Genomic DNA, 24930 nt, shown 5'->3' with positions numbered 1-24930 from the left:
GCTTCACAACTACTAACGCTAATTTAACATGCCTTTCTTCGAATAGTTCATCATATGATGGGAAAAATAAACAAGATAAAAGGTTTATTGTGAAAGGGAGATATGATGGTAAAACTAGCGATTATATATTATAGTGCAACTGGAACGAATTATCAGATGGCTAAGTGGGCAGAAGAAGCTGGTAAAGAAGCAGGAGCTGAAGTGAAAGTTCGAAAAGTTCAAGAGTTAGCCCCTAAAGAAGCAATAGAATCTAATCCAGCATGGAAAAAGAATGTAGAAGAAACAAAGGATGTACCAGTGGCTTCTTCAGATGATGTTGAATGGGCAGATGCAATTCTTTTTAGCACGGCTACTCGGTTTGGTGGTTATGCCTCACAAATGAAACAGTTTTTAGATACACAGGGAGGCCTCTGGGCCAAAGGAGCTTTAGTTAATAAGACGGTAAGTGCAATGTCCTCTGCTCAAAATGAACATGGTGGACAAGAGGCAAGTATTTTAAGCTTTTATACTTCATTAATGCATTGGGGCGCGATTATTATTCCTCCAGGATATTCTGATCCAGTACTTTTTACCACAGGTGGGAATCCGTATGGAGCAAGTGCAACGGTGGACCAGGATGGAAATTTCACAAAAGATATTCAACCTGCCGTTTCTGTACAAACAAAAAGATTAATTGAAATCACTAAAAAGATCATTGCAAAATAAAATATAAAGTGCTTATTAGCGTTAAACGTTGATGAGCTCTTTTTTTCGTTTTATTATGTTGGATAAGGGAATGCTACTTATAGTAGGAGGAGTCGCCATGGTAAAACCATTACCGAAAGAAGAAGGTCTTGATCATACAATTGCATGGATGAATGAAGGTTATTTATTTCTTTCCAATCGTATGAATCAATTTAATTCAGATATTATTGAAACAAAGATACTCGGAAAAAAATGCATTGCAATGCGTGGACCGGAGGCTGCTGAATTATTTTACGATTCATCTCGTTTTATTCGTTATGGTGCACTTCCCAAGAAGGCAGCAAGTGTAATTATTGGAAAGAACAGTGTATTTCATTTGGATGATGGTCAACATCATAAACGAAAACAAATGCTGTTAAATGTATTGAATGATGAACAGCAAATCCAACTTGAACAAATTAGCAAGAATCAATGGGAAATTGCTATAGAACAATGGAAACAAAAAGATGAGATAGTATTGTTAGATGAATTGGAACAATTATTCACCATTACTGTTTGTAACTGGATTGGCATTCCTTTGTACGCAAAGAATGTTTCATTACGTACAAAAGATATTCGTTCAATGCTGACGGCTTTTACGAACAAAGGAACAAATTATTTCCAGGGAAATCAAGCAAAAAAGCGTGCGCTTAAATGGATATCTTACATTATTAGACAGGTACGAACGGGTAGAATTCACCCAAAAGAGAAATCTCCACTATATCAAATCGCTTGGTATGAAGATTCTAACGGGAAATTACTATCTATACCAAATGCCGCTGAGGAAGTAATAAATATAATACGACCGTTTGTTGCGATTACGAGATATGCTTGTTTTAGCCAATTAGCTATACTAGAAAATAAACAGGTAAAGCACAGGCTTCATAAAGACTCACAGTATGTTGATTGGTTCATACAGGAAGTAAAGAGATTTTATCCTGCAGTTCCTTTTGTAGTGGCTAAGGCACGAGAAAGTTTTATATGGAAAGATATCTATTTTCCTAAAAACAGACTTGTCTTGCTAGATTTGTATGGGTCTAATCACCATCAAGATACATGGGAAGAACCAGAAAAGTTTGTGCCTGAGCGGTTTCAATTTTTAGATAAAAAAGACCGTTATAAACTTATTCCGCAAGGGGCGGGTGACTTAGAGTTTGGGCATCGATGTGCAGGAGAGGGAATAACAACACAAATGATGCGAATCAGCTTGGAATACTTGTTACGATTAGATTATGATGTTCCTGATCAAGATTTGAACTATAAGCTCAATCAAGTCCCTGCTCAACCAAGTAGCAAAATCAGATTGCAAAATATACGGATTAAAGAATAATAAACAGAACAAGCTGAATGTATGTCTTCTTGAAAGAATCAACTGAATTCATTTAAAATGGATATCAGGAAAGGCGTTGATTGTCATGGAGGACGGCGACTACTTCAAGGATAGTGTCTGTCTGCAATGGCAATCAAACACAGCGTTACATTAAGGTTTTATATCCAATATATAAATTATGAAATTGATTCATGTGAATATAAAAAATCCGAACCACAGCTTCTCATAAATACCAGGCTGTTAGGTTCGGATATTTTTATGTTAATCCATAATCTCTCCAATAATTTCATACGAACGAAGGCGAGCCTTCATATCATAAATTTGAGAGGTAATTATCATCTCATCTGCGTCTGTTTCTTTTTGGAATGCTTCAATTCCTTTTTTGATTGTTTCTTTACTGCCAATTATGGTTGTACGAGGATCAAGAGATTCTTCTACTGCAGCTTTCTCCATTGGAGTCCATACGGTGTCCATATTTTCCACAGGTGGCTGAAGTTTGGATTCTTTTCCTCTGCGTAAATTTAGAAACTGCATACGATGAGAGTTCGCTAAGTATTCCGCTTCTTCATCGGTATCTGCGGCAATAACATTTATTCCAACCATCGCATACGGTTTTTCCATTATATTTGAAGGTTGGAAATTTCGTTTATATAACTGTATCGCTGGCACGGTGTATTGTGGTGCGAAATGAGAAGCAAACGAGAAAGGAAGTCCTTTTTCAGCTGCTAATCGAGCACTAAAGTCACTAGATCCTAGTAGCCATATAGGAATATCCAAACCTTGACCAGGAACTGCTTTTACTTGTGATACAGGATCATTAGAAAAATAATCTTGTAGTTCATTTACCTGCATAGGGAACTCGTCGGGACCTGCATGTAATGTTCGTCTTAATGCGTAAGCGGTAGCTTGATCGCTTCCGGGAGCTCTACCTAATCCAAGGTCAATTCTGCCTGGATAAAGTGATTCTAATGTTCCGAATTGCTCGGCAATCACAAGCGTAGCATGGTTTGGCAACATTACTCCACCAGATCCAATTCTCATATGATTCGTATGGCTTGCTATATAGCCTATTAGAACCGAGGTTGCTGAACTGCCAATACCTTGCATATTATGATGCTCTGCTAGCCAATAACGATTAAATCCTAGCTTTTCTACATGCTGGGCTAAACGCACGCTATCTTGAAAAGCTTGTTTAGCATTAGAACCTTGAACAATAGGAGCTAAATCTAATACAGAGAGCGGTATACCTTGAAATGTTTTGTGTTTGTCGTTTGTTAACATCAAGTAACCTCCTTGCTTTCTAGGTTATGAGAACAATGATAAGTGTTTCTTCTTTTAGAGTCTACTTATTTGTTTGGTATTATGAAAGTAATTATTATAACGAAATAATAGCAAATTTCTATCAATTGTTGATAAGTGAACTATTGTTGTTAGAGGGAACTTTATTAGCGACGAATGTTACATAAATAAATACTTTTTAGAAAAAAGCAACTGTCTGCAAGATTAAAATACCGATTTTACGATAAAAATTTCAAAAAATAAAAAAGTTAATGTGTTAATGATGGTAGCGATTACATTTTTGAGTAGCGAGAATAAATCAATAAAAACATGTAATCAGAATTTTATGTCTAAATTGAATTTATGATATAATAACAAAACACGATGCGTTGTCCTTCAAAAAAACAGAATGATTCAAAACGGAAACTATACGAGAGAGGAGCTGTTGTGATGAGTAAACATGGATATCCTGATCAACAGGGACTATATCATCCAGACTTTGAACATGAAGCATGTGGAATAGGGATGATTGCCAATATAAATGGTAAGAAAACTCACAATATAGTACAAAATGCGATAAATATATTGTGTAACCTAGAACATCGAGGTGGACAATCAGCTGATACAAGCACCGGTGATGGCGCTGGTATTATGACTCAAATACCAGACCGTTTCTTTCAACTTCAATGTGTGAAAGAGAATATTCACTTACCTCGTGAAGGTGACTATGGCGTAGGGATGATTTTCTTACCTAGAGATCGCCAATTAAGAATGACATGCAGAAAAATGATAGAACAAATTGTTGAAGATGAAGGACAAACATTTTTAGGCTGGAGGCCTGTACCAACGAATGAATCTTTTATAGGGAAAGTTGCATCTAAGAGTGCCCCATCGGTTCGACAATTTTTTATCCAACGCTCGGATAGCATTAAGGATCAGATGGAATTTGAACGTAGATTATTTGTGATACGTAAATGCATCGAAAATATTGTTGCAGGTCAACCGGAATATGAGGATGTATACATTTGTAGTTTATCTACAAGAACGATTGTTTATAAAGGTATGTTAGTACCGGAACAATTAGATGCTTATTATATTGACCTCAACCATCCTGATTTCAAATCTGCTCTAGCACTCGTACACTCACGCTTTAGTACCAACACATTCCCAAGTTGGAAAAGATCTCACCCTAATCGATATACCATCCATAATGGAGAATTTAATACGCTACGTGGTAATGTAAATTGGATGCAAGCCAGGGAACAACTCTGTGTATCTGATCATTTTAGTGAAGAAGACTTGCAGAAGATATTACCTGTTATGGATACAGATGGAAGTGATTCCTCTATATTTGATAATACATTTGAATTTTTACATCTTTCAGGAAGATCATTAGCTCATACAGCAATGATGATGGTACCGGAACCTTGGTCAAATGATGACAATATTAAAGATGAAAAGCGTGATTTTTATGAATATCATAGTACATTAATGGAACCGTGGGACGGTCCGGCAGCTTTAGTATTTACGAACGGTAATCAAATTGGGGCGTGCTTGGATCGCAATGGATTAAGACCAGCAAGATATTATGTTACCAAGGATGGAATGGTAGTTTTAGGTTCTGAAGTTGGGGCTTTAGATATATTTGCCGATGATATCTTGTATAAGGATCGTTTAGCACCAGGAAAAATGCTACTTATTGACTTAGAAAAAGGAGTTATTGTACCTGATGAAACGATAAAAATGCAAATATCTTCAGAAAAGCCTTACAAAGAATGGTTGAAAAATAAGATTGATTTACAGGATCTTCCGCAAACGACGAGTGATTTTCCTGTGAACCACGGAGATAAATTATTAGAACAGCAGTTAGCTTTTGGTTATACACAAGAAGAGTTAAATAAAATTATGAAACCATTAGTTTCAGATGGGAAAGACCCAGTAGGTTCGATGGGATATGATTCACCATTAGCAGTCTTATCGAAACGTCCTCAACTTCTATATAATTATTTTAAACAATTGTTTGCGCAAGTAACGAATCCACCGTTGGATGCGATTCGAGAGAAGATTATTACAATGGTAGAGACAACAATAGGAGCAGAAGGAAACTTAACGAAGCCAACAGCGGATAATTGTAGACATATTCGTCTAGAAACTCCCGTTTTACGTAATGAAGAGTTAGAGGCGATACGTCGTCAACGTTTAGATAAGTTATCCGTAGAAACGCTATCTACGTTGTTTGATACTGAAAATGAAGGAAATATGAAAGAAGCACTTAATTCACTATTTGCACAAGCTGATGCAGCGATGGAGAAAGGTGTTAGTTTACTTATCCTGTCAGACAGGGGTGTAAATGATAAACAAGCAGCCATCCCAGCTTTATTAGCGGTTTCTGGTCTGCACCATCATTTAATTCGTAAAGGAGTTCGTACGAAAGTTAGTTTATTGGTTGAATCTGGGGAACCTAGAGAAGTACATCATTTTGCGACGTTATTAGGATATGGAGCGGAAGCAATTAACCCTTATCTTGCTTTCGATACGTATTTTAATCTATTCCAAGCAGATGAAATAAATGTTTCTTCTGTAGATGAGGCTTATACGAGATATATTACCGCTATAACTGACGGAATTATTAAAATATTATCGAAAATGGGGATATCTACAATTCAAAGTTACCGTGGTGCTCAAATTTTTGAGGCAGTAGGTATACACGAAGAAGTTATTGATTATTACTTCACCGGTACAGCTTCACGATTAGGTGGAATTAAGCTGGATATTATCGAAAAAGAAGCAATGATGAGGCATAAGCTAGCATTTGCAGATGCGCGTGGAGGAAAACGTCATTTAACACCTGGTGATGAGTTCCAATACAGAGTCAATGGGGAGGATCATCAATATAATCCCCATACCATTCAAACATTGCAACATTCTGTTAGATCCAATAACTATGAACTCTTTAAGAAATATTCTAATATGCTAACCGATGATGCATTAAACTTACAATCCTTACGGGGATTAGTAGATTTTAAAGACAGAGCTCCGGTACCAATCGAAGAGGTGGAGCCTGTTGAGAATATAGTAAAACGATTTAAAACAGGTGCTATGTCTTTTGGTTCAATAAGTAAAGAAGCACATGAAGCTTTAGCAATTGCAATGAATCGATTAGGTGGACGTAGTAATACTGGAGAAGGTGGAGAGTCTATCGATCGTTTTACACCAGATGAAAATGGTGACTTAAGACGAAGTGCGGTAAAACAAGTTGCATCTGGACGTTTTGGCGTAACTAGTAATTATTTAGTAAATGCAGATGAGATTCAAATAAAAGTAGCACAAGGAGCTAAGCCCGGTGAAGGTGGTCAGCTACCTGGTAAAAAAGTATATCCATGGGTAGCAGAAGTTCGTGGATCAACTCCTGGAGTTGAATTAATTTCGCCGCCACCTCACCATGATATTTATTCCATTGAGGATCTTGCGGAATTAATCTATAACTTAAAAAATGCGAACCCTAATGCGCGAATTAGTGTAAAACTAGTTGCGGCTGTAGGGGTTGGAACAATCGCAGCAGGTGTAGCGAAAGGTAGAGCGGACCATGTTGTAATCAGTGGCTATGATGGAGGGACAGGTGCTGCACCTCGTACTAGCTTGAAGCATACTGGACTTCCTTGGGAAATTGGATTAGCTGAAACACATCAAACATTATTATTAAACGGTTTACGTGACCGTATCACGGTAGAAACAGACGGTAAAATGATGACGGGTAGAGATGTAGTTGTAGCTGCATTATTAGGAGCAGAAGAGTACGGATTCTCTACAGCACCTTTAGTAGCATTAGGCTGTGTCATGATGCGTGTGTGTCACTTAGATACCTGTCCAGTTGGAATTGCAACACAAAACCCAAGCTTACGAGAAAAGTTTTCTGGTGATCCGGATCATGTCGTTAATTTCATGAAGTTTATCGCTCAAGAAGCAAGAGAGATCATGGCGAAACTTGGCTTCCGTACAATTAATGAAATGATTGGGCGCTCCGATGTGTTAGAGGAGAAGAAGCTTGATCATTGGAAAGCGAAAGATATAGATTTATCTGCATTATTATATAGACCTGAACTACCTTTTAAAATAGATCAATATGCTACGAAACAGCAAGATCATGGTATTGATAAAACATTAGATTATCAAGAACTACTACCAATTTGTGAATCGGCAATCGAGGATGGTACACCTGTAGAATTTTCAGTTGCTATTCGGAATATTAACCGTGTGACAGGGGCTTTATTAGGTCATGCGATTACAGAAAGATATGGTGAACATGGTTTGCCTGAAGATACGATTAAATTAAACTTTAATGGTTCAGCAGGACAGAGCTTTGGAGCATTTATACCAAAAGGAATGTCACTAAAATTAATAGGGGATGCCAATGATTTTGTCGGTAAGGGATTATCCGGAGGGAAAATTATTGTTAGGCCATCTTCTACAGTTACGTTTGAACCTGAAAAAAATATTATCATTGGAAACGTCGCATTTTATGGTGCATCTGCAGGTGAAGCTTACATTCGAGGAATAGCAGGAGAACGATTTGCAGTGCGAAATAGTGGCGCATCGATTGTTGTAGAAGGTATCGGTGATCACGGCTGTGAATATATGACTGGCGGCCAAGTAATCGTGCTTGGAAAAACCGGAAGAAACTTTGCTGCTGGAATGTCTGGTGGAGTTGCTTATGTATTTGATGAAGAAGACGAATTTAAGAATATGGTAAATAATTCTCTCGTTCAAGTTGAGCGTGTTACAGATGCAAATGAATTGGAAGAACTGTATGCATCAATTGAAAAGCATGTGGAATATACAGATAGTGGTCATGCTGCACGAATCTTAGCGTACTGGGAAAAATATTCTATATCATTTAGTCGCGTGATTCCTAAAGCATATTTAGCAATGAGAGAACGTATCTCCACGTTAATGAATACAGGATTGACTAAGTATGAAGCAGAACTACAAGCTTTTGAGGAAACGAATCAAATTAAAGTTCAAAAAGATAAGGTGAACGTGTAAGTACGATTCATGTCAGCAGAAAGGGAGGCTTTTGATGGGAAAACAAACGGGTTTTATGGAGTATGAACGACAAACGCGTCCTGGTAGAAATCCACAAGAGCGTGTTAAAGACTGGAACGATTATACGGCACCGATGTCAGATGAGGAAGTGCAAAAACAGGGTGCTCGTTGTATGGATTGTGGTGTTCCTACGTGTCATCAAGGAATTGAGATAGCAGGGGTAACTTCAGGTTGCCCTGTCTATCACTTAATTCCAGAGTGGAATAACTTAGTATATGAGGGGAAATGGAGAGAAGCACTTGATAAAGAACATCAAATGAATAATTTCCCTGAATTTACAGGAATCGCATGTCCGGCCCCTTGTGAAGGTGCATGTGTGTTAGGAATAAATGAGCCTGCGGTAGCTATCCGTACGGTGGAACGTTCGATTATTGAAAAAGGATTTGAAGAAGGATGGGTTGTACCAAATCCACCAAAAATCCGAACTGGTAAACGTGTAGCAATAGTTGGATCTGGTCCAGCCGGTTTAGCAGCAGCAGATCAGTTAAACAAAGCAGGACATTCTGTTACAGTTTATGAGCGAGATAAGCGCGTTGGTGGGCTATTAACATATGGAATTCCAGAAATGAAACTATCTTATGATATTGTAATCAGACGTGTGTCCATCTTAGAACAAGAAGGCATTGAGTTTATTACGAATACAGAAGTTGGTAAAGATATTACAAATGAAGAGTTACAAGAAACATATGATTCCGTTGTACTATGTGGCGGTGCAAGTTTACATCGTGACATGCCAGTAGAAGGTAGTCAGCTTAAAGGAGTTCATCCTGCTATGGACTTTTTACATGCCAATGTTGAAAGTCTATTAGATTCTAACTTAGAAGATGGAAGCTATATTTCAGCTAAAGATAAGAATGTTATCGTCATTGGTGGTGGTGATACAGGAACGGATTGCCTTGCTACCTCTGTTCGGCATAATTGTAAAAGCCTTACACAATTTGATATCTATGAAAAACGTAATCTTTTACGTGATGAAGAAGCAAATCCATGGCCCCAATATCCAAAAATTCATCGAGTGGAGTATGGTCAAAAAGAAGCGGAAGCACAATTTGGTGAGGATCCACGAGCTTATGCAGTTCAGACTACAAAGTTTGTAGGCGATGAAAACGGTCATGTGAAAGAAGTGCACACGATTAACGTAAAGACACGTTATGAAGGTGGTAAGAAAATTCGTGAAGAAATACCAGGAACAGAAAAAGTGTGGCCAGCGGATCTAGTATTAGTTGCTATTGGGTTCCAAGGACCAGATCAAGATCTAATCGAATCATTAGATGTTGAAACAACAACACGTTCTACAGTGAAAGCAAAATACGGCGAATTTCAAACGAATATCGACGGTGTTTTTGCAGCTGGAGATATGCGACGAGGTCAGAGTCTAATCGTCTGGGCAATAAATGAAGGACGAGGAGCTGCACGTGAGTGTGATCGTTTCTTAATGGGAGACACGATACTTCCATAATTATTTAATATAAAATGTCTAAAAGCACTCCTGTTAGTCAAAATTAATAGGGAGTGCTTTTAAATTAGCTAAATTCTTAAAAATCTATTTGATATACAAATCTATATCAAGTAATATAGTGTAGGAGTAAAAATGGAAATGAGGGTTATTGATGAGTAAATCATCTATATATGGCTTAACATATGAAAAGTTAAAAGATTGGTTGATCGAACATGGTGAGAAGCGTTTCCGTGCCGAACAAGTATGGAATTGGCTTTATAAGAAGAGAATTAATAGCTTTGACGAAATGAATAACGTGAATCAATCAGCTATTCAGTTATTGAAAGATAATTTTGTGCTACACACAATGGGGGAGGAAATTCGCCAAGAGTCACAAGATGGTACTATAAAGTTCTTATTTAAATTAGAAGATGGAAACTTAATTGAGACAGTATTGATGCGTTTTCATTACGGCTTATCGGTTTGTGTAACTACTCAGGTCGGTTGTAATATTGGTTGTACCTTCTGTGCTAGTGGTCTGTTAAGAAAGAGTAGGGACCTCTCTAGTGGGGAAGTTGTAGAGCAAATTATGAATGTACAGAAACATCTAGACGAACGCGGTGAAAAGGATAGAGTAAGCCACATAGTTGTCATGGGTATTGGTGAACCATTCGATAATTATAATAATCTCATGGACTTCTTATACACAGTAAATGATGATCGTGGTCTAAATATTGGTGCAAGACATATTACGGTATCTACAAGTGGATTAGCGCATAAAATTTATGAGTTTGCTGATGATCCAATTCAAGTAAACCTGGCTATTTCATTACATGCACCGAATGATGAGTTGCGTACGAAAATCATGAAAATTAATCGGGCTTTTCCAATAGACAAACTGATGAAATCTGTTGATTATTACTTACAGAAGAAGAATCGACGAATTACGTATGAGTATATTATGTTAGATGATGTAAATGACCATAAGAAAGAAGCGATCGAACTTGCGAATTTAATTAAAAATCATCGTCATCTAGCATATGTTAATTTAATTCCATACAATACGGTAGATGAGCATATTGATTATCGTCGTAGTAAATCAGAAAACATCCAAGCGTTTTATGAGACATTAACGGAGCTTGGTATTAACTGTGGTGTTCGTTGGGAAAATGGAGCTGATATTGATGCAGCTTGCGGTCAGCTCAGAAGTAAACAAATTAAGAAATCAAAAGCGGTTTAAGTTTTATAAGAAAGCTTCCTTTATCAATTAAGGGAGCTTTTTGTATATGGAGGAGAGTTTGATCTATGTTCATTAGAGAGATTGAGGAAAAAGATAATCGTCAAATAGAAAAACTAATAAAAGAATCTTTAGAATCGGTAAGTCTTGATCGAGAAGGAACAGCTTATTATGACCCACAATTACCTCGTTTATCTCAGTACTATAGTTCAATCCAGGATGGTTCGTATTGGATAGCTGTGGAGGGTGAAGAAGTAGTAGGGGGGATTGGTATTGCCCCTTATGTAAAAGAGAAAGGTATATGTGAATTACAAAAGTTTTATGTACATCAAGATTATCAAGGCAAAGGAATTGGCAGAAAGTTATTAAGAACTGCTTTGGAATTTGCTGAAAGAAAATATAATCAATGCTATTTAGAAACAAGACATGAATTAAAACAAGCAAATAAATTATACGAGCAGAACGACTTTACATTATTACCGAGTCCAATAGAAGGCTCAGATCATTCGTTTATGGATCGATGGTACATAGTTGACTTATAGTATGATATTCTTCTGAGAGACCCTTTTATGTGTGAATTACGGCTATTGCTAAATATGAAGAAGAGGTTGAGACATAAAAATTGATTGGTAAGAAGTTTGTATCATCGATAAGTAGACGAAAGAGCAGCCTCGATGGATAAGCATCCTGAGGCTGACAAATTCACTTAAGATAAGTGGCGTATTGCTGAAGCGAGTTTTAAATGACCGTGTTTTGTCCATTTTCTTTATTGCTACGTATGACTTCTTATGTTTCACTCAATAATATCTAGATCTTCTTGAGTGTTCGTACGGGTACTATTAACTATATAAACTTTATTTTTACCGTTATTTTTCGCTTTAATTAGGAGCTCATCTGCTTGAATATATGCTTTTCGAATATCGCTCTTTTCCCCACAATCGTAGTAATTGAGACCAAATGTAGCAGTGTAGTCTACGTGAATAGTATCTCCTCTATATTCTGCTTGTGCACTTGTTTGTGCCACTTCTTCCTTTAAAAGCAAAACTAGTTCTTGGCACTGTTCGTAAGTCCGATTAGTCAGGATTATTGTGAATTCTTCTCCGCCACTGCGAAATAGATAATCATGTTCGTTAAGTTTGCTTTTAATATGATTGGCAAAATGTTGAATTACTTTATCCCCCACGTTGTGGTTAAATGTATCATTAATTCGTTTAAAAGTATCGATATCTGTTACGACAATGCCTACTAACTGCTCTGATTCATTGAGTTCATTCATTATTTTATTCATGTATGTTCGATTATGTAGTTTAGTAAGGAAGTCAGTATAAGCCATTTGTTCAAATCGATCTCTTTCAATCTTATGTTGGAGAGTCCGAGATTGAAGAACGGCTGACCTGCTTACTAAATAGTTCAGTATAAATAACCCAATAATTGCTTCCCAATGTTGTTCTGTTAGAAATAAAAACAATAACCCATTGGAAATAGCCCCTTTTAGCGTATCTAAAATGCTTTTTCCTTTTATAAAAGCCCATGCATCTTGTCCAGTATTTATGTTACCTGCAAAATGAAATATCGTTAGTAGTAATAACGACGATAAGAAATCAATGATGATAACGATCGGTATTAATAAAAGCCAGATACCAAATGTATGATGCTCTACATAGGGATAGATGGAAAAGAAGCAAAAGTATCCAATTACATTAAGAAGAGTAGGACCACCTATATTATAAAACGTGTGCAGAAATTCATCCTCATCTGCTGTACCATTTTTTTTGCGGATAACATAAACGTAAAATCTACTAAAGACCTCAAAAATAAATAATCCTAGCGGCCCAGTATACAAAACTAAAGACAAATTATAAGAAATGCTATAGTCTACATTTACATTTCCTGTCCTCACAATTGTTTTTAAGTTGGAATATAAAGCTGTAAACAGGAAGTAGACCCCGAACACAGGTAGATAAGTAGAAATACTAACATTAATTGGTCCAGATAAAAATGCAACAGTTATTGCAGAAGCAAAAATAAATAGTATAAATAAGCGTAACCGGTACATAGATTAAATCCTTTCCATAGTTATTTTATCAGCTTGCGTATAGGCTATTATACCCATTTTAAATATAATAGCATAGAAAGATGTGAATTGTAAGAAATTATTGTAAATATTTACAATGTATCTCAAAAAGAAAAAACGATGCTATTAATCATTAAAATTTAAAGTTTACATGTATACAAAATATGTAAACAAACGTAAACATTTAAAGTACACATGTAAACAAAAAAGAATACAAATTGCTATATCAATGTTTGCAAAAAGATTACAAGTATACGATATTATAAACAATATGTTTTTATCACTTGAGATTTTTATAAAAAAACGATATGCTAGATTCATAGGTTAATAGAAGAGAGGAGTAAAATGATGACAAAATCAAGAATTGCTGCAGTAGATGTAGGTAATGATGCTTTAAAAGGAAATTATGGAAAGTTAGAAAATGAATTATATATCCCGAATGTTATTGCACCAGATTTGGAAGAAAGACCAGTAATAGGAATTGAAGAGTTAGATGATAAGGAAATCTTAGAGAATATACATATTCGCATACACTCCCCTGCTCTATCTGAGAATAATCTTATATATAGAGTCGGTAGTTTAGCTACAAAGACAACGAACTCTCAAGAATTAGACCAAGGTAGTAGTAAATCAGAAGAAGATCAAACATTGATTATGTTGTTGACGTCATTGGCACTAGATGCTGTAAGCGCTAGTGATTTTGAAGAGAAAAATGGAGTAATAGATGCAAACTATACACTGGGTACAGGTTTACCTCTGCGAGAAGTAAAAGAAGGTAAAGACGTAGCTTATCGATCCCACTTATTAAGTTCCGTACATCAAATTGAATTTCTTGTAACACCAAAATATCAAGGTAAAAAAGTAAATATAAAGTTTGATGAAGTTAAAGTTTATCCAGAAGGATTCGCTGCTTATGTGAATTTAATAATGGATAATGACTTAAAAGTAATCAACAAGGATATAATAGATAAACAGATTTTGATCCAAGATATCGGTGGTTTATCCACAGATATTGCCGTTATTCGAAATCGAAATGTTGATGATGATAAAGCACAAGGGTTTAATTTAGGTGTATCCGAATCATTGGAACAAATTCGGGAAGAAATTCGAACCAAACACGGAGTAGAATTAGATAGCCGCAGAGATGTAGTGGACATTATTACTAGAAAAAATGATCGAAATCATATTATGGTAAAAGGAAGTCGAACGAATGTCCATGATATTACAGACCATATTTTATTAGAGTTAGCGAAAAAAGAGTATCGCTATTTAAGAAATGTATGGGCGAAGAATTCCCAATCTGAAATTTGCTATTTTGTGGGTGGGGGATCGGCTGTATTAAAAGATTATATTAAGGCGTTAAACAATAAGTTAGATGGCTATAATATTGAATTCTTTGAAGATGAAAACGAGAGCATTTGGATGATGGCGAATGCGTACTATAAGCTAATCACCGACTTTGTGCAAAAATCTTCTCCACAAGTAGTGGAAAAAGAAAAAAAGACTACGAAATCAAAATAAGGTGATTAAATGGTAAAGAAAATTGAAAGAGGTCAAACAATTACATTTCGAGTACCCTCTGAAACCCCAGATTATTTGTTAAAACAATTGCAACAGTTAAAAGACGTAGAAAGAAGAAATTTTTCTAGTAAAATAGCACATTTTGTTTTAAAGGGTGTTCATGAGACGGTAGTTCGAGAAAGAGAGACTGTAACAGTTCCTTTGCCTAAACCATTAACAAGAGAGCAGAAAAGCTGGTTAAAGCATGAGCATTCTGAAGCTATGATTGGCTCTATCTTATATCAGTTACTAACAGACCCTAAACGAGTAACATCTATAATGACAACTCTAAACAAAGATATTGAAGAAGCTGATCAATATTTAGAAAAAGAAGAAGAACCGCCTATGGCATTTCATGAGTCTGCTGCGTCTGAGTTTCGTATGGATGACTTGGATATTGGAGAGTTAGATGTTCATAACAACGAAGAAAATACAGAGGAAGAAGCAGAGGAAGAGGATCCGCTTGGAGATTTCTTCTCTAGTATGAATAAATAGTGAAAAGCTGCCGGAAAACATATTTTTCGGCAGCTTTTTTTATGAAAAAATAAATAAAATAAAACTTTTCTGTAATCTGATGGGTAGTATTAGTAAGTAAAGGAGTGAAAAGGAGGCAGTAATATGGCAGATGACGAGAAGAAGCTGATAAAGAAAATTAAAAAAGGGAATCAGCAAGCGTTTCAAAAGCTTTATCAGTTACACGTTGACTATGCACTAAGAACAGCATATGCCATTTCTAAAAATAAGAATGATGCATCCGACATTGTACAGGAGACTTTTATACGTGTATTTCGAAATATTGATAGCTATGATATCAACCGTCCCTTCAGAGCTTGGCTCTATCGGATACTCATAAATGAATCGAATCGATTATTAAGAAAGCGTACTCGTTCAGAAGTAACCATAGACTCAGAGCAATTATTAGATTATTTAGGTCGACAGTCAACACAATCTAAACCATTAGATGAGTTAGATGAAGCAATCGATGAATTAGAGGAGCATCATAAAACCGTTATCATATTAAAATATTTGAATGGATTTAGTGAAAAAGAAATTGCTGAAATTCTCGAGTTGAATCAAAACACGGTGAAATCAAGGTTATATCAAGCAAGGAATAAACTACGTTCCAAGTTAGGAGGGAGAGAACATGAGTGGGAATAAAAACCATTCTTTTGATGAACAGTTGAAAAAATTATTTCAAGAAAAGACCGATATAGCTACAACAGCAAAAGAAGAAACATGGATAGCCATTCATCAAACCCTTGAAAACGATAAGGAATGGAAAAAGCGAAAAAAGAAACAACAACGTAGGAGAGTAATGTATGGAGGAATCACTTTTGCGACCATTATAGCTATTGTGATCTTCACCTGGTCCACCGATGTAGGAAAAGCAATGTTACAGGATTTTATTTCTTTATTTGAGGAAAAAAGAGAAGAAACCATTCATATTGAAGGCCATGAAGAAAGAGTGGACGTTAATGTAAAAACGAATGAGGAATTAAAATATGCGATCTACATTGATGAAGAAAGATATAAAATGACTAAAGGAGAAGATGTGGATCGAATCGAAACAAAAGAGCCGCTTGGTGATAGGTTCCCAGAAGTATATATGGAAATTGAACGGGTAGAGAATACAACAAAAGAAGAAGTTATTACAAGTATACAAGAAGAGATTAATGAAGATGAAAATTTAATTTTGGACGAAACTTCCGAAGTTACAGAACCAATAGAAGCGACTTTACTTAAAGCAAAGGGGCTTCCGTATACGAATGAATTTGGAAAAACAGGTGATCAATGGGACACACCGATTCATAAATACTATGTGACAGACGATTATCAAGGTCAAGTTTTCATTATTAAGCAAGTGTATTTTTTAGAAGCTGCAGAAGGTCATGGTGCTAGATTTTACTATATGTTGGAGAGTTTTCAAGTAATTACGAACCCAGAAGAATAAGGATCGCGTAAAACCAGGCTACCAATGTCCTGGTTTTTATTTTTTATGTAAGTATTGCTGCTTACTTATCTTTACATTGCATAAAAAAAAGATACAGTGTCAAGCTAGTTACTAAAAAGAGGTGGACATTATGGAATGGGATTGGATATGGAAAGCTGTTTTAATTGTTGTTGCAGGAACTTTACTTTTACGAATAGCTGGAAGAAAATCTATCTCACAAATGACACTTGCGCAAACAGTTATAATGATTGGTATTGGGTCTTTATTAATACAGCCGATTGCAGGAAAAAGTGTTTGGGTTACTATTGGAGTTGGGTTAATTTTAATACTAACTTTAATTGTAATGGAATTTATCCAAATAAAGAGTGATAAGTTAGAAAAATTTTTAACTGGAAAATCTATTGTTGTGATTGAAGATGGTTTACTAAACGAGACTAACCTACGAAAACTCCGCCTAACTGTTGATCAATTAGAAATGAATTTACGCCAGCAAAATGTGTCAAGTATGAAGGATATTCGCTGGGCAACGTTAGAATCAAATGGAAAAATTGGTTTTGTGCTAAAAGAAGAAGCAAAGCCAGCTACAAAGAAAGATATTGAAGAATTAAAACAAATGCTATTTCACTATATACCGAAAGAAAAACAAGCTGATTTTTCAGATGAATTATTTGTGGAGGTACGCCAAAAGGAACACAAGACCAATCCCCCAAAACATTTGCGGTAACACTATTTTGTACAAATCGGTTCAAATTCTACCAGTTTTATAATTAATTAACAAAAAACGAGTGCTGTGTTATATGATGGATGAGGTTCTGTTTTAGCAGTTTATACAAAAATCAAGACACAATTATTACTAATGCTTTGTTGTTCTGAACAGGAGTCGCTGTCTTTCGTGCAATTAAATGTAGAAGTTCGTCTGGAGGAATAACGAATTAGTAATTATTCATCGTTTCAATTAAAATTAACTTTAGGAAATTGATGCAAATAATAAAAATTTAACAAATATAAACCGAAAATGCTAGTTCTATTGGGGTATAGCAACAGAATAAGAAATCAGAAAAGTTTCATTATCATCAGATTAGTTTCCTTCTTGCGCGCGATTTGTCATAATAGATAAGTAGTGAAAAATTAGATTTAGTAATAGGAATATGATTGAATATAATTATTAATATCTATTGATTATAAATTTGTTATGTGCTAGAGTTTAATACAAGATATAGAAATCATTGACTTACAACAATACTATATATTGTGTTCTTGTTAAGGCGATATCACAATAGTATCTCGATAGGGTTTCTAAAGGAATAGAAGAGATGTTCCTGTAAACTTTTAGCTGGAAGTACGAGAATTGTAGATGTTCAAATTGAGAAGAAGATCTAGTAAAAGCTGTATAAGTTAGAAACCTACCTAACAAGAAGAAGTTTGATATCTCCTCGTAAAGAGATGGTAAAGATAGAGTAAATTATCTATCATTGAAGAACCAATCTCTGGATTAGGAGATTGGTTTTTTTATTTATACATATTTTTTATATTTTTGGGAGGCAAAACTATGACAATGGACATTGGAACAACGTTGGAAGCATCAGCTTGGCAAAAGGTAGAAAGAGCAAGTCAAAACCTAAATATAAACAAAAATGAATGGTATGAGAAAGCGGAGAAAATCATTCCTACAAATAGCTCGGAAGCTAAGTTAGAGGATGCGCTTATTAATGTTGCTTTAGAAAACATGGATGAAGCTACTCCTAACTGGGGATTTGCAGCTGCACGTATATATGTAGAAAAATTGTACCGCGAAGCTAGCAATAATAGAGGTTATACGCAAGGATCTTACGGTTCTTTCTACGCATTATTAGAACAATTAACTGAAAAAGGTATCTATACGCCTGCCCTTCTACAAAAATATACTAAAGAAGACATTGAAGAATTTGGAAAAGCTATTCAACCTGAGCGAGATCAACTATTTAATTATCTAGGTATATACACTGTGGCGACTCGTTACTTGGCTACTGATCATGAAAAAAATGTTTATGAACTACCCCAGGAAAGATGGATGGTCATTGCTATGCATATTATGCAAGATGAGCCTGCCGATCAACGTCAAGAGAATGTTTTAGAAGCATATTGGGCGTTAAGTAATTTATATATGACGGTTGCTACACCAACACTGACAAATGCTGGAAAAACACATGGTCAATTATCTAGTTGTTTCATAGATACTGTGGATGATAGCTTACAATCAATATATGATAGTAATTCCGATATTGCGAAGTTATCTAAAAACGGTGGCGGTATTGGAGTTTACATGGGCAAAATTCGTGCAAGAGGAAGTTCCATTAAGGGATTCAAAGGAATGTCTAGTGGCGTTGTACCATGGATAAAACAATTGAATAATACAGCGGTAAGTGTTGACCAACTTGGTACTCGAAAAGGCGCAATTGCGATTTATTTAGATGTTTGGCATCAAGATATTGAATCATTCCTTGATTTAAAGTTAAACAACGGTGACGATCGTATGCGAGCTCACGACATCTTTACAGGTGTATGTTTGCCAGATTACTTTATGGAACAAGTAGAAAATCGTGGAGATTGGTACCTGTTTGACCCGCATGAAGTAAGACAAGTAATGGGATATTCCTTAGAAGACTTCTATGACGAACAAAAAGGTAGCGGAAGTTTTAGAACAAGATATGAAGAATGTATAGCAAATGAAGCGTTGTCGAAACGCAAAGTTCCAGCAATTGAGATTATGAAACGCTTAATGAAATCACAATTAGAGTCTGGTACACCGTTTATGTTCTATCGTGACGAAGTTAACCGTCAAAATGCAAACGCACATGAAGGTTTAATCTATTGTTCAAATCTGTGTACAGAGATTACGCAAAACCAGTCTCCAACTGAGTTTGTAGAAGAGTTCTTAGAAAATGAAAATACAATCGTAAAGAAATTTAAATCTGGAGATTACGTAGTTTGTAACTTAAGCTCTGTAAATTTAGGTAGAGCTGTGAAAAACGATGTACTAGAAAGACTTATTCCGATTCAAGTACGTATGTTAGATAATGTGATTGATATAAATACCTTACCAATCAAACAAGCGGAGATTACGAATAGAAAATACCGTGCGATTGGATTAGGAACGTTTGGATGGCATCATTTATTGGCGCTAAAAGGTATTGCTTGGGAGTCAGATGAAGCAGTTGCGTATGCAGATGAATTATACGAAAAAATTGCATATCTAACTATTCAAAGCAGCATGGAATTAAGTAAAGAAAAAGGTCATTATCCAGTATATGAGGGAAGTAAATGGCAAACTGGGGAGTATTTTGACCAAAAAGGATACACAGGAAACAAATGGGACGAATTAAAAGCTGAAGTCAAACAGCATGGTATGCGTAATGGATATCTTATGGCGGTAGCTCCAAATTCAACTACAGCAATGATTGCTGGTTCAACGGCTAGTATCGATCCGATCTTCCAAGTATTCTATTATGAAGAGAAAAAAGACTTCAAGATTCCTGTGACTGCACCTGAGTTAGATCATCATACGTATAATGTCTATCGTCGATCTGCGTATATTGTAGACCAACGCTTTTCTGTGAAGCAAAATGCGAAACGTCAGAAGCACATTGATCAAAGTATTTCTTTTAACTTCTATGTTCCTAATACAATAAAAGCATCTGTATTGTTAGACCTCCATACGCAAGCATGGAGAGAAGGTTTAAAAACAACTTACTATGTACGTTCTACATCCAATGATATTGAAGAATGTGAGTGGTGTTCAAGTTGAGGATGATCATAGCTTATCTAACCTATAGTGGTAATACAGAGGAAGTTGCCTTTATGATCCAAGATTATTTACAAAAGGATGGAGTTGAAGTGGATTTGCATCGAATCGGTATCGATGCTCCCTTCCATCCTGAGAACTATGATTTGGTGTTCTTAGGTACGTTTACTTGGGAGAGAGGAGCAACTCCAGATGAAGTAAAAGACTTTGTTTGGGAAATTGGGTATAAACCATCAAATATGGTTATCTTCGGAACAGGAGATACGCAATTTGGCGGGGACGATCTATTCTGTAAAGCTGTGGATAAGTTATCTCATTTTTATGGAAGCTCTCATCCAGTATTAAAAATTGAGCAGTCTCCGAGAGGTTATCAACAACGAGCTGTATATGATTGGCTAGAAGGAGTGTTACATCATGCAAAAAGTTATGCTTGAGAAAGCAAAAACATTAGAGCCTAGAAATCCAAATAAGTCCACAAAGCTATTTGGTGGGGAATCAAGCGGAATCTTAAATTGGAATGATATTGCTTATCCACATTGGTATAAAATGTACAAACGACTCGTAGGAAACTACTGGCAAGCAGATGAAGTAAATATGTCTAGTGATGTTAAGCAGTTTTCCACATTAAGTAAAGAAGAACAAGATGCGTACCTAAAAATAATAGGACTGTTATCCACATTGGATGCGCCACAAACAAGAACAGCTTTACTAATATCTTTATATGCAACTGATCCTTCTGTTCAATCTATTATGGCAGTAATAGCACAGCAAGAGGCAGTTCATAATGAAAGTTATTCTTACGTATTATCTTCTGTTGTTTCTTGGAATGAACAGAATGAAGCATTTCAATTAGGAAGAACAGATGAATTATTGTTAAAAAGAAATGAACAGCTAACCGAACAATACAATGCGTTTGTGGATAATCCAAGTATGGAAAACATGCTTAAAACACTTGTGTATACTTCTCTACTAGAAGGAATGTTTTTCTATTCAGGTTTTGCGTTCTTCTACCATTTAGCAAGACAAAATAAAATGGTAGGAACTTCTACAATGATTAGTTATATCAATCGTGATGAATTAGAGCATGGCCGATTTATAACCGAACTCTTCCGAGCAACTCTAGAAGAAAATCCATCTCATAACAATGCTGAATTTATTGATTGGATTTATGATCGTTTCCAACAATCAGTTGAGTTAGAGATTGAATGGTCTCATTATGTGTTAAATAAATTAGAAGGTATAGATATGGATGATATGGATGGTTATATCAAATATCGTGCTAACAAAATGTTGAGAATGATGGGATTAGAGGAACTATATCCACAGCATGTGGAAAATCCAATGAAGTGGGTTCGTGCATATGTGGACAACTTTGATGGTACGAAAACAGATTTCTTCGAACAGAAATCTCGTCAATATACCAAAACAAGTGATTTGAACGGTTTTGATGATTTATAAAAAAGCGGATTACTAACTTCCGCTTTTTTTATTTTGCTTGTGGATATCCTATTTTATAACAGATAATGGACTGTGATTAATCACAGTAGTCGCAGATGTTTTCCATAGCTTATCCACATTCATTTCATAAATTAGACCGAAACACAAATAACCAAACTATATGATGCGTTGAACTAAGATTCAATTCATATAGTTTGGTATTTTAACGAACATATTTTAGTAACAGGTTCTTTAAACCTTACAATTCATCAAGCGATACTAACTCTCCGGTAACAGCATGTACACCGAAATTAGAATCAAGTTTTCCACAGAGACAGTATCGTGATGTAGATTTATCATACACATACACTGGGGATATATCTACATTAGGTACTAATTTTTCTGCAGCTTGTTCTTCTGTTAACGTTGGGGTTTCTGCTGGGCTAAGAAAATCATACATATTTAATAAGGATTCAGTGTCCACATAATTAAGCACATCTAGCGTTTGAGAGTCAAAGACTACATTTATCTTATGTTCTATAACTTTACTATCTTTTTCAACAGGTAATACCTGACCGAAAATATAACCTGCATCTCTCCATACACCAGTTAATCTCCATTTTCCACTGTCTTGTGGATAATTCTGCTGTAAGAACTCAATAATACCCTCGGTAAGGCTAAGTTGATCTTCTGTGGATATCGGTAAATCATTATTCATTACATCTACTTGGCTAAACACCTCAGCTTCTGAATACTCCAATTTTGGCTCCAAATTAACGGGCTGTAAAGTTCCTTCTTTTGGCTCGGTCCATCGTAAAACAGTATCCTTATTAATATAGGACTTAGGCCGTTCTACTTCATTATAGGATATTGTTTTTTTACCGTCATTTGTAATAAATACAGATGAAACAACGAAAATAGGTATCCATGCTTCCTTATCTTCAGATGGAATTTCGATTAATTGGATTTGGTCTTCTGCAATCGGTTTGGTGATGTCACTGGTTAAAGCGAATGGTTCCCAATCTAGTTGTGATTCATCTGGAAATACACCGTCTACGGAAAAATGAACTAGCTTTCCGTCTTCGTTAAATTTAATTTGTATGGAACCAGAAGGGAAAACGGAAATATTATCTACAGATGCTTGAAATAATAATTCTGTTTCACTTTGATCGACTAATGTAAATTGTCTTCCGAATTCTAAGGTAGATTGAGTTTCAATCCACTCAATAATATCTTCTATATCATCCATGTCTGGAAAGAGTGTTTCTTCAAGATTGTTATTATAATTTGTAAATAATATACGACGTACGTTGCCGTTATCCACATTTAAATCAATGTTAATTGTACTTAATTCATCAGCATTCTCTATAGAACCATTTAGTTTCCAAGTCATAGACAATACAAACCCTAACTCATTTGAATCCATTTTCTCTTGGAAAAATGAATGTGATTCTAGAGTATAAGTTGATAAATTCCACTTATTCTTCGTATCTTCAATAAGTCGTTTCACTTGTTGATTCATATTTACCCTCAATTCATTTTATAACTTATTCACAGTATAGCATTCTTTATGTGTACTACAAAAGTAAAGCCAAAGAAGGTTTTAAATATAAAAATAAAACTGAACTATCACAGAAGAGGATAGTTCAGTTAACATAATAGTATATTGATTTTTACTTAAAGTATTGAATGAGTCCATTGGTAATTGCTGTTGCTACTCTGCGTTGATAATCATCTGTTTGCACAATATTAACGTCATATTGATTACTAATAAATCCAAGTTCGAGTAGTACAGATGGCGCAGTTGTATCTCTTAATACCTTATAGTTTGCTTGCATAGAGCCTCGGTTAGTAAGTTCTACTGAAGAAGCAATGGAAGACTGGATATCAGCTGCTAAAGGTTGATCCTCTTTATGCGCATAATAAGTTGTAGTTCCACTAACAGACAGTAATGGGAATGAATCATAATGTATACTTATAAATGCATCTGTTTGATAATCATTACTAATCCGTGCACGTTCTTCTAACGAGACAAAATAATCTCCACTTCTAGTCGTAATTACATTGGCTCCTGCTTCTTTTAATTGATTCACTACATGGTTGGAAGTACTATATACGATATCTTTCTCCCAAACATCTCCAAGGCCAATTGACCCAGGATCTTTACCACCATGTCCAGGATCGATAACAATTGTATACCCAGCTAGAGAACCCGAACTTGCTGGTTGTTGTTCCGGAGCGTTAGTAACACTTTCAGAATTGCTACTATCGCTTGCAGTCGATTCGCTAACAACTCCACCGACCTCTGTCGTTAACCAAGAAGCAATCCAACCGGTTTCTCCATTTGGTAATTTAACTTGGTACCAATCACCTTGAGATGAAATCACATCAAATTCATCACCCTGATAGGCAGAGTGTGTATTTTTATAATTCGTTCCTGCTCCAGCACGAATCATTACACTTTCAGCTGCAACCGTTACAGATATGTTCTCTTTCATTTCTGACGTAGTAGAAGATACGTTGGAAGTTGAAACTGGCACTAAATGATGTTTCGCTACCCAAACTTCTTTTCCGCCATAATATGTCTGAACCCAGTCATATTGCTCTTTGAATGTCGTAAGTTGGTTACCTTTAACAAATTGACCTACAATACTAGATTCATTAGAAGGTGCACTGCGAATATTTAAAGTAGAAGAGCTTACTTCGTATGTATCAGTACCATTAGCATGAGTAATAGCTGGTGAAAATAAATAGCTAAACATGACAATCAATATCATGCTAAAAAGTGTTGCAATAGATGTTTTTCTCTTCATCGTTTCCTCCCCTTTTGAGATTGCTAGATTCTATGATAGTCTTAGGATAACCTAAAAATAATGAGAATAAACATAATTATAAAAAAACGAATAAATCATCCTATATAATATAACAAGAAAAAGGAATATTAGCTTATGTTTCCTCCCTGATATAGGAATTTAGATTCTCATTTAGGTCCCGGCGTTTTAGACTCATCTCTTATTA

18 protein-coding genes are annotated in these 24930 nt (G+C 35.6%); 14 read left to right on the top strand and 4 right to left on the bottom strand.

All coding sequences use genetic code 11. From position 1 onward, the window contains the following. Positions 1-105: 105 nt before the first annotated feature. Both wrbA and OB_RS15810 read left to right on the top strand, forming a co-directional pair. Entirely contained in the window at positions 106-705 is a 600-nt protein-coding gene (wrbA, locus tag OB_RS15815) for an NAD(P)H:quinone oxidoreductase (protein ID WP_011067499.1), read from the top strand. A 97-nt stretch (positions 706-802) separates the two neighbouring features. Next, on the top strand, positions 803-2053 hold the full coding sequence (locus OB_RS15810) for a cytochrome P450 (protein ID WP_011067498.1): 1251 nt from the start codon (positions 803-805) through the stop codon (positions 2051-2053). Positions 2054-2314: 261 nt separating this feature from the next. On the opposite strand, the gene OB_RS15805 is transcribed toward OB_RS15810, so the two are convergent. After that, positions 2315-3334: an LLM class flavin-dependent oxidoreductase gene (locus tag OB_RS15805; RefSeq protein WP_011067497.1), complete on the bottom strand. Its 1020-nt coding sequence runs from the start codon at positions 3332-3334 to the stop codon at positions 2315-2317. 447 nt (positions 3335-3781) lie between these two features. Between OB_RS15805 and gltB the strand changes: the two genes are divergently transcribed. From gltB to OB_RS15785, 4 genes are all read left to right on the top strand, one after another. Further along, the gene (gene gltB, locus OB_RS15800; RefSeq protein ID WP_011067496.1) at positions 3782-8374 is read left to right on the top strand and encodes a glutamate synthase large subunit; all 4593 of its coding nucleotides are present in this window, start codon (positions 3782-3784) and stop codon (positions 8372-8374) included. Positions 8375-8408: 34 nt separating this feature from the next. After that, positions 8409-9893: a glutamate synthase subunit beta gene (locus OB_RS15795; protein ID WP_011067495.1), complete on the top strand. Its 1485-nt coding sequence runs from the start codon at positions 8409-8411 to the stop codon at positions 9891-9893. 151 nt (positions 9894-10044) lie between these two features. Next, positions 10045-11112, top strand: coding sequence for a 23S rRNA (adenine(2503)-C(2))-methyltransferase RlmN (rlmN, locus tag OB_RS15790; RefSeq protein WP_011067494.1), 1068 nt, complete (start codon positions 10045-10047; stop codon positions 11110-11112). A 65-nt stretch (positions 11113-11177) separates the two neighbouring features. Then, a complete protein-coding gene (locus OB_RS15785; RefSeq protein ID WP_011067493.1) occupies positions 11178-11651 on the top strand; it encodes a GNAT family N-acetyltransferase in 474 nt (157 codons plus the stop codon). Positions 11652-11902: 251 nt separating this feature from the next. On the opposite strand, the gene OB_RS15780 is transcribed toward OB_RS15785, so the two are convergent. Further along, positions 11903-13165 (bottom strand): GGDEF domain-containing protein, encoded by a 1263-nt coding sequence (locus OB_RS15780; protein WP_011067492.1) that lies wholly within the window; start codon positions 13163-13165, stop codon positions 11903-11905. A gap of 366 nt (positions 13166-13531) precedes the next feature. Here OB_RS15780 and OB_RS15775 point away from each other — a divergent pair, with 366 nt between their 5' ends. From OB_RS15775 to OB_RS15740, 8 genes are all read left to right on the top strand, one after another. Next, entirely contained in the window at positions 13532-14704 is a 1173-nt protein-coding gene (locus OB_RS15775; protein WP_011067491.1) for a ParM/StbA family protein, read from the top strand. A 9-nt stretch (positions 14705-14713) separates the two neighbouring features. After that, positions 14714-15238 carry a hypothetical protein gene (locus tag OB_RS15770; protein ID WP_011067490.1) on the top strand — a complete coding sequence of 175 codons (525 nt, stop codon included), beginning with the start codon at positions 14714-14716 and terminating at the stop codon, positions 15236-15238. Positions 15239-15361: 123 nt separating this feature from the next. Continuing rightward, on the top strand, positions 15362-15901 hold the full coding sequence (locus OB_RS15765; protein WP_011067489.1) for an RNA polymerase sigma factor: 540 nt from the start codon (positions 15362-15364) through the stop codon (positions 15899-15901). Further along, positions 15888-16694, top strand: a complete 807-nt coding sequence (locus OB_RS15760) for a hypothetical protein (protein ID WP_011067488.1) — start codon at positions 15888-15890, stop codon at positions 16692-16694. Before OB_RS15765 ends, OB_RS15760 begins: the two co-directional genes overlap by 14 nt. A 130-nt stretch (positions 16695-16824) precedes the next feature. After that, positions 16825-17418 (top strand): DUF421 domain-containing protein, encoded by a 594-nt coding sequence (locus OB_RS15755; RefSeq protein ID WP_011067487.1) that lies wholly within the window; start codon positions 16825-16827, stop codon positions 17416-17418. 825 nt (positions 17419-18243) lie between these two features. Beyond that, a complete protein-coding gene (locus OB_RS15750) occupies positions 18244-20478 on the top strand; it encodes a ribonucleoside-diphosphate reductase subunit alpha (protein ID WP_011067486.1) in 2235 nt (744 codons plus the stop codon). 2 nt (positions 20479-20480) lie between these two features. After that, the gene (locus OB_RS15745) at positions 20481-20909 is read left to right on the top strand and encodes a flavodoxin (RefSeq protein WP_081427525.1); all 429 of its coding nucleotides are present in this window, start codon (positions 20481-20483) and stop codon (positions 20907-20909) included. Then, the gene (locus OB_RS15740; protein WP_011067484.1) at positions 20890-21933 is read left to right on the top strand and encodes a ribonucleotide-diphosphate reductase subunit beta; all 1044 of its coding nucleotides are present in this window, start codon (positions 20890-20892) and stop codon (positions 21931-21933) included. Before OB_RS15745 ends, OB_RS15740 begins: the two co-directional genes overlap by 20 nt. Before the next feature lie 238 nt (positions 21934-22171). Here the strand turns inward: OB_RS15740 and OB_RS15735 are convergent, their stop codons facing one another. Beyond that, on the bottom strand, positions 22172-23434 hold the full coding sequence (locus tag OB_RS15735; RefSeq protein ID WP_011067483.1) for a hypothetical protein: 1263 nt from the start codon (positions 23432-23434) through the stop codon (positions 22172-22174). A gap of 151 nt (positions 23435-23585) precedes the next feature. Then, positions 23586-24725, bottom strand: coding sequence for an N-acetylmuramoyl-L-alanine amidase (locus tag OB_RS15730; protein WP_011067482.1), 1140 nt, complete (start codon positions 24723-24725; stop codon positions 23586-23588). Positions 24726-24930 lie beyond the last annotated feature (205 nt).

It is taken from the genome of Oceanobacillus iheyensis HTE831, from assembly GCF_000011245.1.
Lineage (GTDB): Bacteria > Bacillota > Bacilli > Bacillales > Amphibacillaceae > Oceanobacillus > Oceanobacillus iheyensis.
This window is presented reverse-complemented; position numbering and strand designations above follow the sequence as displayed.

Bases quoted from the DNA above. Each gene is read 5' to 3' on its own strand.
- rlmN (WP_011067494.1), top strand. From the start codon at position 10,045: ATGAGTAAATCATCTATATATGGCTTAACATATGAAAAGTTAAAAGAT.
- OB_RS15750 (WP_011067486.1), top strand. From the start codon at position 18,244: ATGACAATGGACATTGGAACAACGTTGGAAGCATCAGCTTGGCAAAAG.
- OB_RS15810 (WP_011067498.1), top strand. From the start codon at position 803: ATGGTAAAACCATTACCGAAAGAAGAAGGTCTTGATCATACAATTGCA.
- OB_RS15795 (WP_011067495.1), top strand. From the start codon at position 8,409: ATGGGAAAACAAACGGGTTTTATGGAGTATGAACGACAAACGCGTCCT.
- OB_RS15760 (WP_011067488.1), top strand. From the start codon at position 15,888: ATGAGTGGGAATAAAAACCATTCTTTTGATGAACAGTTGAAAAAATTA.
- OB_RS15775 (WP_011067491.1), top strand. From the start codon at position 13,532: ATGACAAAATCAAGAATTGCTGCAGTAGATGTAGGTAATGATGCTTTA.
- gltB (WP_011067496.1), top strand. From the start codon at position 3,782: ATGAGTAAACATGGATATCCTGATCAACAGGGACTATATCATCCAGAC.
- OB_RS15740 (WP_011067484.1), top strand. From the start codon at position 20,890: ATGCAAAAAGTTATGCTTGAGAAAGCAAAAACATTAGAGCCTAGAAAT.
- OB_RS15785 (WP_011067493.1), top strand. From the start codon at position 11,178: ATGTTCATTAGAGAGATTGAGGAAAAAGATAATCGTCAAATAGAAAAA.
- OB_RS15805 (WP_011067497.1), bottom strand. From the start codon at position 3,334: ATGTTAACAAACGACAAACACAAAACATTTCAAGGTATACCGCTCTCT.
- OB_RS15770 (WP_011067490.1), top strand. From the start codon at position 14,714: ATGGTAAAGAAAATTGAAAGAGGTCAAACAATTACATTTCGAGTACCC.
- wrbA (WP_011067499.1), top strand. From the start codon at position 106: ATGGTAAAACTAGCGATTATATATTATAGTGCAACTGGAACGAATTAT.
- OB_RS15765 (WP_011067489.1), top strand. From the start codon at position 15,362: ATGGCAGATGACGAGAAGAAGCTGATAAAGAAAATTAAAAAAGGGAAT.
- OB_RS15730 (WP_011067482.1), bottom strand. From the start codon at position 24,725: ATGAAGAGAAAAACATCTATTGCAACACTTTTTAGCATGATATTGATT.
- OB_RS15745 (WP_081427525.1), top strand. From the start codon at position 20,481: ATGATCATAGCTTATCTAACCTATAGTGGTAATACAGAGGAAGTTGCC.
- OB_RS15780 (WP_011067492.1), bottom strand. From the start codon at position 13,165: ATGTACCGGTTACGCTTATTTATACTATTTATTTTTGCTTCTGCAATA.
- OB_RS15755 (WP_011067487.1), top strand. From the start codon at position 16,825: ATGGAATGGGATTGGATATGGAAAGCTGTTTTAATTGTTGTTGCAGGA.
- OB_RS15735 (WP_011067483.1), bottom strand. From the start codon at position 23,434: ATGAATCAACAAGTGAAACGACTTATTGAAGATACGAAGAATAAGTGG.